The organism is Sphingobium yanoikuyae, assembly GCF_013001025.1.
GTDB lineage: Bacteria > Pseudomonadota > Alphaproteobacteria > Sphingomonadales > Sphingomonadaceae > Sphingobium > Sphingobium yanoikuyae_A.
Window position 1 is genome coordinate 1,120,365 of sequence record NZ_CP053021.1, and the last position, 12,765, is coordinate 1,133,129.

12 protein-coding genes are annotated in these 12,765 nt (G+C 65.0%); 9 read left to right on the forward strand and 3 right to left on the reverse strand.

Going from position 1 to position 12,765, the window contains the following annotated elements:
* Positions 1-145: 145 nt before the first annotated feature.
* The 4 genes from HH800_RS05930 to HH800_RS05945 all read left to right on the forward strand — a co-directional run bounded on the left by HH800_RS05930 (position 146) and on the right by HH800_RS05945 (position 4,231).
* Positions 146-1,555, forward strand: coding sequence for a circularly permuted type 2 ATP-grasp protein (locus HH800_RS05930; RefSeq protein ID WP_169860490.1), 1,410 nt, complete (start codon positions 146-148; stop codon positions 1,553-1,555).
* Between the two features lie 91 nt (positions 1,556-1,646).
* Positions 1,647-2,579 (forward strand): alpha-E domain-containing protein, encoded by a 933-nt coding sequence (locus HH800_RS05935; protein WP_004212140.1) that lies wholly within the window; start codon positions 1,647-1,649, stop codon positions 2,577-2,579.
* 20 nt (positions 2,580-2,599) lie between these two features.
* On the forward strand, positions 2,600-3,466 hold the full coding sequence (locus HH800_RS05940; protein ID WP_169860491.1) for a transglutaminase family protein: 867 nt from the start codon (positions 2,600-2,602) through the stop codon (positions 3,464-3,466).
* Positions 3,467-3,493: 27 nt separating this feature from the next.
* Positions 3,494-4,231 carry a hypothetical protein gene (locus HH800_RS05945; RefSeq protein WP_004212142.1) on the forward strand — a complete coding sequence of 246 codons (738 nt, stop codon included), beginning with the start codon at positions 3,494-3,496 and terminating at the stop codon, positions 4,229-4,231.
* Between the two features lie 12 nt (positions 4,232-4,243).
* Here the strand turns inward: HH800_RS05945 and HH800_RS05950 are convergent, their stop codons facing one another.
* Positions 4,244-4,960, reverse strand: coding sequence for an alpha/beta hydrolase (locus HH800_RS05950; protein WP_169860492.1), 717 nt, complete (start codon positions 4,958-4,960; stop codon positions 4,244-4,246).
* Positions 4,961-5,161: 201 nt separating this feature from the next.
* Here HH800_RS05950 and trxB point away from each other — a divergent pair, with 201 nt between their 5' ends.
* Positions 5,162-6,124: a thioredoxin-disulfide reductase gene (gene trxB, locus HH800_RS05955; RefSeq protein ID WP_004212146.1), complete on the forward strand. Its 963-nt coding sequence runs from the start codon at positions 5,162-5,164 to the stop codon at positions 6,122-6,124.
* 190 nt (positions 6,125-6,314) lie between these two features.
* On the opposite strand, the gene HH800_RS05960 is transcribed toward trxB, so the two are convergent.
* Together HH800_RS05960 and HH800_RS05965 are read right to left on the reverse strand one after the other, a co-directional pair.
* On the reverse strand, positions 6,315-6,602 hold the full coding sequence (locus HH800_RS05960) for an acyl carrier protein (RefSeq protein ID WP_169860493.1): 288 nt from the start codon (positions 6,600-6,602) through the stop codon (positions 6,315-6,317).
* A gap of 27 nt (positions 6,603-6,629) precedes the next feature.
* Positions 6,630-7,634 (reverse strand): GNAT family N-acetyltransferase, encoded by a 1,005-nt coding sequence (locus HH800_RS05965; RefSeq protein WP_169860494.1) that lies wholly within the window; start codon positions 7,632-7,634, stop codon positions 6,630-6,632.
* Between the two features lie 48 nt (positions 7,635-7,682).
* Between HH800_RS05965 and HH800_RS05970 the strand changes: the two genes are divergently transcribed.
* The 4 genes from HH800_RS05970 to HH800_RS05985 all read left to right on the forward strand — a co-directional run bounded on the left by HH800_RS05970 (position 7,683) and on the right by HH800_RS05985 (position 12,757).
* The gene (locus tag HH800_RS05970) at positions 7,683-9,230 is read left to right on the forward strand and encodes an acyl-CoA ligase (AMP-forming), exosortase A system-associated (RefSeq protein WP_169860495.1); all 1,548 of its coding nucleotides are present in this window, start codon (positions 7,683-7,685) and stop codon (positions 9,228-9,230) included.
* Complete coding sequence (locus HH800_RS05975) at positions 9,227-10,459, forward strand: pyridoxal-dependent decarboxylase, exosortase A system-associated (protein WP_169860496.1); 1,233 nt, start codon at positions 9,227-9,229, stop codon at positions 10,457-10,459. The genes HH800_RS05970 and HH800_RS05975 overlap by 4 nt, the downstream gene beginning before the upstream one ends.
* A gap of 130 nt (positions 10,460-10,589) precedes the next feature.
* On the forward strand, positions 10,590-11,234 hold the full coding sequence (locus tag HH800_RS05980) for an XrtA/PEP-CTERM system exopolysaccharide export protein (protein WP_010339939.1): 645 nt from the start codon (positions 10,590-10,592) through the stop codon (positions 11,232-11,234).
* 2 nt (positions 11,235-11,236) lie between these two features.
* Positions 11,237-12,757 (forward strand): XrtA system polysaccharide chain length determinant, encoded by a 1,521-nt coding sequence (locus HH800_RS05985; protein WP_169860497.1) that lies wholly within the window; start codon positions 11,237-11,239, stop codon positions 12,755-12,757.
* Positions 12,758-12,765 lie beyond the last annotated feature (8 nt).

Sequence of the window (12,765 nt, forward strand, 5' to 3'; positions counted from 1 at the left end):
CGATCGGCGCGACCTATTTCCGCAATCCCGACATGGCCGACGGAACGCTTTTTCCGCTCCGCGATTTTTGTCTTGCAATCGCAACGATGCGGCGCACTATTGTTGCAATGCACAACCGGCCGAGGGCCGAGGGAGGAACGACAACTTGCCCTTCCATGAAATGTTTGAGCCTGATGGTTCGCTGCGCCCCTGTTACGACGAAGTGCAGAAATGGGTGGAGCGGACAGGCATAGCCGGGCTCAATCGTCGCATGGATGAGGCGGAAGCGATCTTCCGGCGCATCGGCATCACCTTCGCCGTCTATGGCGAGGGCGGCGACCCGGAACGACTGATACCCTTCGACCTGCTGCCCCGCATCTTCACCGCGAACGAATGGCGCATCCTCGACAAGGGCATCCGCCAGCGCGCCCGCGCCCTCAACGCCTTCCTGCATGATGTCTATCATCGCGGCGAGATTGTGAAGGCGGGCATCATGCCGGCCGACATCATCTATCGCAACAGCGCCTATCTGGCCGAAATGGCGGACTTCACCCCGCCGGGTAAGGTCTACAGCCATATCGTCGGCATCGATATCGTGCGCACCGGGCCGGGCAGTTTCGAGGTGCTGGAGGATAATTGCCGCACCCCCTCGGGCGTGTCCTACATGCTCGAAAATCGCGAGATCATGACGCGCATGTTCCCCGAGCTGTTCGCGCAGGGCATGGTCGCGCCGGTCGACGATTATCCCGCCGAACTGCTCAAGAGCCTGAAGGAAGTCGCGCCGCCTGCCTGCAAGGGCGATCCGGTGGTGGTGGTGCTGACGCCCGGTTCGCTCAACAGCGCCTATTATGAGCATAGCTTCCTTGCCGACCTGATGGGCGTGGAACTGGTCGAGCCGGCCGATCTGTTCGTCGACAATGACCGGGTCTGGATGAAGACGACGCTCGGCCCCAGGGCGGTCGATGTCATCTATCGCCGCATCGACGACGAATATATCGACCCGCTGGTCTTCCGGCCCGACAGCCTGCTCGGCGTCCCCGGCATCTTCAGCGTCTATCGCAATGGCGGCGTGACGCTGGCGTCAGCGCCCGGATCGGGCATCGCCGACGACAAGGCGGTCTATATCTATGTGCCCGAGATGATCCGCTTCTATCTGGGTGAGGAGCCGATCCTCGACAATATCCAGACCTGGCAATGCTCCAAGCCCGACGAAATGGCCTATGTGCTGGAGCATCTGCACGAACTGGTGGCCAAGGAAGTCCATGGATCTGGCGGCTATGGCATGCTGATCGGCCCCAAGGCGAGCAAGGCGGAGGTCGAGGCCTATGCCGAGCGGATCAAGGCCAATCCCGGCGAGTTCATCGCCCAGCCGACGCTCGACCTGTCGACCGTGCCGACCCTGGGGCCGGCGAGCGTGGTCGGCCGCCATGCCGATTTCCGCCCTTATTGCCTGGTCGGCAAGCAGTTGCGGCTGGTCCCCGGTGGCCTGACCCGCGTGGCGCTGACCGAAGGGTCGCTGGTGGTCAATTCCAGCCAGGGCGGCGGGGTCAAGGATACCTGGGTGTTGCAGGATTGATGGGCGCGACCGCCTCCTTTCTTCCGATTGCCCCTGATGATGCCGGGCCGGGCGCAACGACGCCGGCCCTCACGGTGAAAAGAGCCAAGACATGCTGAGCCGGACCGCCGAAAATCTCTTCTGGATGGCGCGCTATATGGAGCGCGCCGAAGCCACCGCACGGCTGCTGTCGATGGGGCAGCGCATGGCGATCCTGCCGGGTGCGCATCATCGCGACGAATGGCGATCGGTCGTGCGTGCGACCGGGGCCGGGCATCAGTTCCCGGACGGCGTGCCGGTGACGGAAAGCGATGTCGTGTCCTTCCTGATGCTGGACGCCGACAATCCCAGCTCGATCCGTTCCTGCCTGCTCAAGGCCCGCGCCAATGCCAAGTCGGCGCGCACCATGCTGACCCAGGACATGTGGGAGGCGCTCAACGACGGCTGGCGCAAGCTCGACAGCTATGACGTGGCCGAGGCCAAGGCGCAGCTGCCCGCGCTGATCGACTGGGTGAAGACCCGTGTCATGACCTTCCGCGGCGCGGCCCATTCGGGCCAGCTGCGCAATGAAGGCCATGACTTCCTGCGCTGCGGGTCGGCGCTCGAACGGGCGCAGATGACGCTGCGGCTGCTCGATGTGAAATATTATGTGCTGCTGCCCGAAACCGAGGTGATCGGCGGCAATCGCGACCATTATCAATGGACATCGGTGCTCTATGCGCTGTCGGGCGCGCGCGCCTATCATCATGTCTATGGCGGCACCTATACGCCCTGGCAGATCACCGACTTCCTGATGCTCAACCGGCTGTTTCCGCGCAGCGTCGCCTATTGCTGCGATCAGCTCGCCTATCGGCTCAATCGGCTGGCCGGCTGGCACAATGCGCGCGGCACCTGTCATGACACGGTGAAGCAGCTGGTGAGCGAATTGGAGGAACTGGACGCCGGCGAGATTTTCCGTCGCGGCCTGCATGAAACGGTGCAGTACAGCCTGATGATGAGCAACCGGCTCGGCGTCGAAATCGCCGAAACCTATCATTTCGGCTGAAGGGGGAGGGGAAGCGCGCCATGAAATTGCTCGTCCGTCACCAGACCGTCTATGGATATCCCGCCTCCGCCGGCCGCGTCGCGATGCGGCTGAAGCTGGTGCCGGTCGATACGCCGGGCCAGAAGGTCCATGACTGGCAGGTCAGCATCAATGGCGAGGCGCTGACCAATTTCCGTCCCAATAGCTATGGCGAGATGGAGGCGGTGTGGGTCCGCCATGATAGCCTGAACGAGGCGGTGATCGTTGCCGAGGGGCTGGTCGAGACGCGCGAGACCCATGGCATTGGCGGCCTGCCGCAATGCCGGGTCGATGTCCGCTATTTCCTGCGCGACACGGCGCTGACCAGAGCGTCCGATGCGATCCGCGCCATGGTCGCGGCTCTTCCCGAGGGCGACGGCCCGCTCGCGCAACTCCATGCCCTGTCGGCCGCGATCAGCGATGCCGTCCAGTATCGATCGGGCGTGACCGGTGCCGACACGACCGCGGCGCAGGCCTTCGCGCTGGGTGCTGGCGTGTGCCAGGATCATGCCCAGATATTCCTTGCCGGCGCGCGCCTGCTGGGGGTGCCGGCCCGCTATGTCTCGGGCTATCTGCTCGCGGCCGAGGGCGATCTGCTGCACGAAACCCATGGCTGGGCCGAAGGGCTGGTGCCGGGGCTGGGCTGGGTCGGCTTCGATCCGTCCAATCGCGTCTGCGTCACCGAACGCTATCTGCGCCTGGCCAGTGGCCTGGATGCCGACGAAGCTGCTCCGATACGGGGCTCCGTTACGGTCGCGGGCGATATCAGCATTGACGCCGATGTCCGGATCGCGCAGGCGGAAGACGGAGTCGAGGAACGGCAATTGCAACGCCAGCAACAGCAGAGCACGCCCACGCCCCGCTCCTAGGGTAGAGATAAGCAGGACTTCGGGGCGATGACCTATTGTGTGGCGGTACGCGTGGACCAGGGGCTGGTCATGCTGTCGGACACCCGGACCAATGCGGGCATGGACAATATTGCCCGCTTCCGGAAAAGCTTCACCTATCATGTCGAGGGTGAGCGGGCGATCACCTTGCTCTGTTCGGGCAATCTGTCGATCACCCAGGGTGTGAAGACGATGCTGTCGCGCGCGATCCGCGAGGCGGAGAGCGACCCGGAGGTCGAAACCATCCTCAATTGCGACACGATGCACCGCGCGGCGCAACTGGTGGGTGACGCGATGCGCACCATGCAGGGCCGCTATCGCGAGAGCATCGCCATGGACGGATCGGCCGCCAGCGCCTCGATCATGATCGCGGGCCAGCGCAAGGGCGGCAAGCCGCGCCTCTATCTCATCTATTCGGCCGGCAATTTCATCGAGGCGACCGAGGACACGCCCTTCTTCCAGATAGGCGAGCATAAATATGGCAAGCCGATCCTCGACCGCATCATCCAGCGCGAGACGAGCCTGGAGGACGCGACCAAGGCAGTGCTGGTGTCGATGGATTCGACCCTGCGCTCCAACCTGTCGGTCGGCATGCCGCTCGACCTCACCGTGATCGAGACCGACACGTTCGACTTCCGCGTTCGCACCCGGATCGAGGCGGACAATGAGGAATTCGCCATGATCTCGCAGGGCTGGTCCGCCGCCCTGCGCAAGGGGTTCGAGGATCTGCCCAACGTCCTGGATTAAGCGAGGGGGGCTTTATCCCGCCACCTCCAGCAGCATGTTGGCGACCGCTTCCGGTTCGGTGATCATCAGGTCATGGCCGGTATCGATCTCGAAATTGCGATGGCCTTCCAGTTGGCGGGCGCGAGTCGCGTCCGGGCTGTTCTGCAACGCATGGGTGCAATTGATATTGGTGCGCGGCAGGCGAAAGGCGGCGTCGCCATTTTCCAGCCGCAGCGGCTGGCCGAAGCATTTCCACGGATGCGGCGTCAGCCGCGCCTCAGTCCAGGCGACGTCCGCCGGGTCAGTGATGCCGAAGAAGCCCGCCATGCCGGGGAAGGGCCACATCACCAGTTCGATCCCGTCGACGGTGCGGCCCATGGCACGGGTCGGCTCCATCTGCGCCGGTGCCACTATTTCCAGCGATTCCCCGTCCCTGGGATGGGCGGCATCCAGATAGACCAGTTCGCGGATGCGCGCGGCCGCGCGATCGGCGACGCCGGTGATCACCATCCCGCCATAGCTGTGCCCGACCAGGATGACATCCTCCAGCCCCTCGAACGTCATCAGCGCCACCACATCCTGGATATGCGTGTCGAGATCGATGTCGGGGTTCAGCAGATGGGCGCGCTCGCCAAGGCCGCTCAGCGTCGGGCAATGGACCTCATGCCCCGCCGCGCGCAGCCGCCGCGCGACCTTCTGATAGCACCAGCCGCCATGTCCCCCGCCATGCACCAGCAAGAATGTCGCCATGCTCCGTCTCTCCCATTATCTATCGATCCGCCATTTGTGATATATCGTGGATCATAAGGCAACGCGGCTTGTGCAACGCCTCGGCGATGCTGCGGCTCAAGCTTTGGCCATCCCAAGCAAATCTCCTGCCCAACTCCTGCTTGCGCGGGGGCTGGCAGGGCCTATCTCTGGCGGCCACACGAATCGCAGCTGGAATTATCGATGACCGCCACCCACTCCACCCGCATGCTCATTCTCGGTTCCGGCCCGGCCGGCCTGTCCGCCGCCATCTATGGTGCGCGCGCGGGGCTGGCGCCGATCGTGGTGCAGGGCATGCAGCCGGGCGGCCAGCTGACCATCACCACCGACGTCGAAAATTATCCGGGCTTCAAGGATGTGATCCAGGGCCCCTGGCTGATGGAGCAGATGCAGGCCCAGGCCGAACATGTCGGCGCGCAGATGATGTACGACCAGATCGTAGACGTCGACCTCAGCGAACGTCCCTTCAAGCTGAAGGGGGACAGCGGCACCCTCTATGTTGCCGACACGCTGGTCATCTGCACCGGTGCTCAGGCCAAGTGGCTGGGCGTCGAGGGCGAGGAGCATCTGCAGGGCAAGGGCGTCAGCGCCTGCGCCACCTGCGACGGCTTCTTCTATCGCGGCAAGAAGGTCGTGGTCATCGGCGGCGGCAACACCGCGGTCGAGGAGGCGCTCTACCTTACCAACCACAGCCATGACGTGACCCTGATCCACCGCCGCGACTCGCTGCGCGCGGAAAAGATCCTGCAGCAGCGCTTGCATGCCCATCCCAACATCAAGGTGCTGTGGAACAAGGCGGTCGACAAGTTCGTCGGTGGCGGCACGCCCGAAGGCCTGGTCGGCGTCGATCTGATCGACACCGTCACCGGCGAGAAGTCGCACGTGCCGACCGATGGCGGCTTCGTCGCGATCGGCCATCACCCCGCGACCGAATTGTTCGACGGCAAGCTGCCGCTCGACGAAGGCTATATCGTGGTGGAGAAGGGCACGACCCACACCGCCATTCCCGGCGTGTTCGCGGCCGGCGACGTGACCGACAAGATCTACCGCCAGGCGGTAACCGCAGCCGGCATGGGCTGCATGGCCGCCCTCGACGTCGAACGCTTCCTGGCCGAAGCCGATTTCGAGCAGTTGGTCGAAGCGTAAGAGTCTGTTTGAAAAATCGCGAAAGGGCGATTTTTCAGTACGGTTCCAGCCCGCTCCCCCGCCCAATGGGATGACACTGGATCGGGTGGTTGGGCGGGGGAGCGGGCTGGAACCGGCTTTTTTAAACGGACTCTAAAAAAGGCTGGGCCGGAAACGGCTCAGCCCAAACTTTTTTGGGAAAGGGCGGCTTTCAGCCCAGCTTGGCGCGCAGGAACGCGACCAGCGTGCCGAAGGTCTCGAACGTGTCGCCGTCGATATCCTCATCCTCGATCAGGATGTCGAAGCTATCTTCCATTTCGGTGAGCAGGCCGGCGACGGCCATCGAGTCCAGCTCGGGCAGGGCGCCGAACAGCGGCGTGTCGGCCTCGAACGCATCGGCCCGCTCCTGCGACAGGCTCAGCACGTCGCGCAGCAGCGCCCGCACCAGGGTTTCGATATCGTCTGTCCGGTCGACCGGCTGAGTGGTTTGCGCCCGCATGATGGCGGCTATCTAATGGCTCGCCGCCTATCCGACAAGCGCGGAAATGCAGGTTCGCGCGGCGGGAATCCAGCTCGATGCGCGGCGCGGATTGAACAGGTCGATCTGATGGAGTGGAATGCGTTCGTCCATCCACTCGCGCTTATAGTCATTGTCACCGGTGCCATAATCGATCGTCGCGACCCGGTCCTGGTCGATGGCATGGGCGAACATCGCATGGCTCAGCAAGGTGCCGGGCGATCCTTCGTCCTGGGCGCTGTCATGGGCCAGCTTGTGGATCAGCGCCGTGCCATGTTCCACCGTCCATAATTGGGTCGCCACGGCGCGGCCGTCCAGCCGGGCAAAGCCCAGCCGCAAGGTGCCGGCATCGCTTTCCCGCTGGGCCATGGCGCGCAGGAAGTTGAGGCCAGGCTCGGGTGCCTTCCAGCTATGCGCCTGCACATCGACATAATCCTGCCACAGCGCATCGGTCAGCGTGTCGTGGATGCTGAGGTCGTAACGGCCCTGCCGGGCCTTGCGCCGCACCTGGTTGCGCAGCCGGCCGGGGCGCTGCGCCCAATAGCTGGCGAAATCCCGGCCATCGACATGCAGCAGATATCGGCCGCCCATCGGCCGCTGCACCGCGAACCAGCCGGCGCGGCGAAAGGCACCGATCAGCGGGCCGGGCAGGGCAAGCGGATAGAGGTTGATCTGCGCCTGTTCGCGCAGCAGATGGCGGGCGATATTTTCCAGCAGCCGGGCCTGTTGCCGCGCGTCCGGCGCCCCCAGGAAAATCGGGCTCCAGGCGAAACTATACCAATTGGCAAGGGCAGTTAGGCGACGAGCCGAGGGCGCGAGAAGGAACAACCAGGCCTCGCAGGCGTCCTCTGTCTGTTGGAACACCCTGAGCGGGGTGTCGCCAAGGCAAAGGGGGTGCAATGTTTCAAACCAGTCCAGCCGGTCGAACAGGCTGTCGATATGGGCGCGGTCCATCCGGCCGCCGATCGCCGACCGCACTTCCGACAGCGTCCGATATTCCCTTGGGACCAGCAACCTATTATCTCCCGGCACCTTAGCTGCCCTTAGGACCTAATTCTGGACATGACGTTAAGCGACCCCCTGTTGGCTTCCAAGGCGCCAATCGACGATGCCGATGTGCAGCCGATAGACCATCTGCTGCTGCGTGGCGATCCGGAACGGCCGGCGCTCGCAGGGCGATCGGGCGCGCAGGACTATGCCGAACTGGAACAGGCGCTTGGTCGCCTCGCCGGATGGCTGGCGGGCTTTGGCCTCGCGCCCGGCGCGCGGGTGGCGAGCTGGGTCGCCAAGGGGCCGGTCGCGGCGCTGATGCCGCTCGCCGCGCCGCGCGCGGGGCTTGTCCATGTCCCCATCAATCCGCTGCTCAAACATGCGCAGGTCGCCCATATCCTGGCCGATAGCGGCGCGGCGCTGCTGATCGGCACGGCCAGCCGCCTGTCGACGCTGGCACCTGGCGATGTCCCGGCTGGCTGCCATCTCCATCGCGAGGATGATGCGGCGGCGGGGATGAGCGGCGGCGCGGCGTTGCCGCCGTCCGATGCCGCGCCCGATGCTCTGGCCGCCATCCTCTACACCAGCGGATCGACCGGCCGGCCCAAGGGGGTGATGCTCAGCCACGCCAATCTCTGGCTCGGCGCGGTGTCGGTGGCCCGTTATCTGGGGCTGGCACCGGAGGACCGGACGCTGTGTGTGCTGCCCTTCAGCTTCGACTATGGCCAGAACCAGCTGCTTTCCACCTGGTATGCGGGCGGCTGCGCCTATCCGCTCGACTATCTGACCCCGCGCGACGTGGTGAAGGCGGTCGATCGCTGGGACATCACCACCCTGGCCGGGGTGCCGCCGCTCTGGGTGCAACTCACCGAACTTGACTGGCCGGCGGAGATCGCGGCCAAGCTCCGTCGCCTGACCAATAGCGGCGGGGCACTGACCCGGCCGCTGGTCGCGCGGCTGCGTGCGCTGTTCCCGCAGGCCGATCTCTATCCCATGTATGGCCTGACCGAAGCCTTCCGCTCCACCTATCTGTTGCCGGCGCTGGTCGACAGTCACCCGGATTCGATGGGCTCGGCCATTCCCTTTGCCGAGATATTGGTGGTCCGCCCCGACGGCACGCTGGCCGAGGATGACGAGCCGGGTGAACTGGTCCATGCCGGCCCGCTGGTGGCGCAGGGCTATTGGCAGGATGCGGCGCGCACCGCCGAGCGCTTCAAGCCGGCGCCATCCGCCTCTCGCCATGGCGGCACGGCCGTATGGTCCGGCGACACCGTCCGCCGCGACGCGGATGGGCTGCTCTATTTCGTCGGCCGCGACGATGCGATGATCAAGTCGGCCGGCAATCGCATCAGCCCGACCGAGGTCGAGGAGGCGGCAGTCGCCGTTCCCGGCGTGGCGGAGGCTGTCGCTCTTGGCGTCAGGGATGAGCGGCTGGGGCAGGCGGTGCTGCTGCTGCTGCGCGCCGCCGATCCCGATATATCCGCGGCGGTTGCCGCCCATCTGAAGGCCGAACTGCCCAATTTCATGCAGCCGCGCGAGACGCTAGTGCTTGCACAGTTCCCGCGTAACCCCAATGGCAAGATCGATCGAGTCGCGCTGGCCAAGGAGTATGCGTCATGAAGCCCATGGGCCCCATTCCCGCCTGGTTCGCCGAGGAAGAAGGCATGCTGCTGATCGGCGGCTGTGGCGCGGCGAGCCTGGTCGACGAAGCGGGCGACACGCCGCTGTTCGTCTATGACATGGGGATCATCGAGGCGCAGGTCCGCCGCTTCCGCGAGGCGATCCCCAAGAAGATCGATCTTCATTATGCGATCAAGGCCAATCCCTACTCGCCGCTGCTGGCGCGCATGGCGGGGCTGGTCGACGGGTTCGACATCGCATCGGGCGGCGAACTGGCGATGGCGCTGCAGGCCGGCATGGACCCGGCACGGATCAGTTTTGCCGGGCCGGGCAAGCGCAATGACGAACTGGAAGCCGCCATCCATGCCGGCATCACCATCAACCTGGAGTCCGAGGGGGAGGGCGCGCGCGCCCTGACCGTGGCGGAGCGTCTGGGCAAGGTGCCGCGCCTCGCCGTGCGGGTGAACCCGGATTTCGACCTCAAAGGGTCCGGCATGCGCATGGGCGGCGGCGCCAAGCCCTTCGGCGTCGATGCCGATCGCGCGGCCGCGCTGGCGCGCGCGATGATCGATGCCGGCGCGGACTGGCGCGGCTGGCATATCTTCGCCGGCAGCCAGGCGCTCGACCCGATGGCGATCATCGAGACCCAGGCGGCAACCATCGATCTGGCGGCGCGCCTGTCCGATGCCGTCGGCGCCGCGCCGCCTCTGGTCAATCTGGGGGGCGGTTTCGGTATTCCTTATTTTCCCGGCGACGAGCGGCTGGACATCCGGCCGATCGGCGTCGCGCTGGACACTGCGCTCAACGCGCTGCCCGATATCCTGACCGACAGCGAATTCGCGATCGAACTGGGCCGCTGGCTGGTCGGCGAGGCGGGCATTTATCTGACCCGTGTCGTCGACGTGAAGCAGAGCCAGGGTGAAACCTTTGTCGTCGTGGATGGCGGCCTGCATCATCAACTGGCCGCCAGCGGCAATTTCGGCACCGTCGTGCGGCGCAACTATCCGATCGCGGTGGCCAACCGGTTCGGGCGCGAACCGACTACCCAGCCGGTCAATGTCGTGGGTTGCCTTTGCACGCCGATCGACCGGCTGGGCGAAAAGGTGGCGCTGCCGCCAGTCGACGTCGGCGATTTCATCGCGATCTTCCTTGCCGGTGCCTATGGCGCGTCGGCAAGTCCCGCGGCCTTTCTTGGCCACCCAAGTCCTCGTGAACTATTACTTGGCTAATCCATGTCCGACAGCAGGCCTAACCCTATCTTTACCCTTTTCCGGCATGACGAGGATGAAGCCATGGGCCTGCACGCGATCATTTTTTCCGATCGCGCGTCGGCTATGATGGTATGAAGGGGTGAATTTTATGCGTTTCCAGCGGATTTCCAGGCTCCTGATCGGTGCATCGCTGCCTGCGGTGGCCCTGTCGGGCTGCGCTTCGACCAGCTCCGCGCCGCAGCTTCCCCCCGCATCCTTCGTCGCGACCCAGGAAGGGCCGGGCGAGGAATATATCATCGGCCCGCTCGATAACCTGACCATCTTTGTCTGGCGCAACCCGGAACTGGGCGCCAAGGTGCAGGTGCGTCCCGATGGCCGCATCACCACGCCGCTGATCACCGACATGCCGGCCGTCGGCAAGACGCCCAAGATGCTGTCGGACGACATCAAGCTGGCGCTGACCCAATATATCGAAAATCCGCTGGTGTCGGTGATCGTCGACAATTTCTCCGGCACCTACAGCCAGCAGGTGCGGATCGTCGGCGCGACCGAAAAGCCGGCCTCCATCCCCTATCGCGCGAACATGACGCTGCTTGACGCCATGATCTCGGTCGGTGGCCTCAGCGAATATGCGTCCGGCAATCGCGCCCGGCTGGTCCGCTTCGACAAGGCCAGCGGCAAGCAGAAGGAATATCAGGTCCGCATCGGCGACCTGCTCAAGAAGGGCGACACCAAGGCCAATGTCATGCTGGCGCCCGGCGACGTCATCATCATTCCCGAAAGCATGTTCTGATCATGGCGGGTCTGTACGACGAACTGCTGGTCCTCCTCCACGGCATATGGAGCCGGCGCTGGATTGCGCTGGCCGTGGCCTGGGGCGTGTGCATGCTGGGCTGGCTGGGCGTATCGCTCATCCCCAATGGCTATGAATCCAAGGCGCGGGTCTATGTGAACACCCAGTCGCTGCTGGAGGACAAGATCGGCATCACCCAGGTCCAGTCCCAGCAGGATCTCGACCGGGTGCGCCAGACGCTGCTGAGCGCGGAAAATCTGGAAAAGGTCGTGCGCGGCACCGACCTTGCCCAGACCATTTCCGGGCCGCGCGACGTGGCGGGCAAGATCACCACCCTGCGTGAGCATATCACCGTGCTGGCCCAGGCGGACCCCAGCATGATCGACATCAGCGCGACCTCGGCCGACAGTGGCCTGTCGGATGGCGCCAATGCCCGCATCGCCCAGCAGGTGGTGCAGAAGCTGATCGACATCTTCCAGGAAGAAAATCTGACCGGCGGTCGCACCGAAACCCGCCAGAGCCTGGCCTTCCTCGACCAGCAGATCGCCGGTCGCGGCAAGCAGCTCGAAGCAGCCGACAAGCGGCGCGTCGAATTTGCCCAGCGCTATGCCGGCGTGCTGCCGGGCGCCGGCACGATCAGCCAGCGCATGGATGCGGCCCGTCTGGAAATCAACAATATCGATGCCCAGCTGGTGCAGGCGCAGAGCGCGCTCAGCGCAATGAACGGCCAATTGGCCGGCACCCCGGCGACCCTGCCGGGCGTGGCGGTCGGTGGCGGTGCATCCCCACTGGCCCAGGCCCAGGCCGAACTCGCCGCCATGCGCGCGCGTGGCTGGACCGCCAGCCATCCCGACGTGATCGCCGCCCAGCGGCAGGTCGACAATCTGCGTCGTCAGGGCGGCGCCAGTGGCGCGGCCGCTGCCGGCACGCCCAATCCCGCCTATCTGTCGATCAAGTCGATGCAGGCGGAACGGGCCGCCACCGTGCAGGCGCTGTCGACCCGCAAGGCGCAGCTTCAGGCCGATCTCAACACCATGACCGCGCATCAGATCGATGAGCCGGGCGTGGCGTCCGAACAGGAAAAGCTGGATCGCGACTATGCCGCGCTCCAGACTCAATATGACAAGCTGCTCGCCGACCGCGAGGAAATCCGCCTGCGTGGTGACGTGAAGACCGAAACCGGCGCGGTGCAGTTCAGCGTGCTTCAGCCCGCCAGCCTGCCGACGGCGCCGGCCGCACCCAACCGGCCGCTGCTGCTGCTGGGCGTGCTGATCCTCGGCATCGGGGCCGGCATTGGCGTCGCTTTCGCGATCGGCCAGCTCAAGGGCACCTTCCCGACGGCCGCCCGTCTGGAACGGGCCGTGGGCATTCCGGTCGCCGGGTCGATCACCCAGGTCGCCAGCACGGCCCAGGTCGCTCTCGACAAGCAGCGGATGAAATGGTTTGCGGGCGCCAGCGGCGGCCTGGCGGCCCTGTGTCTGTTGTTGATCGTCGTCGAATTCATCCAGCGCGGTACGGCGTGAAGGAGCCT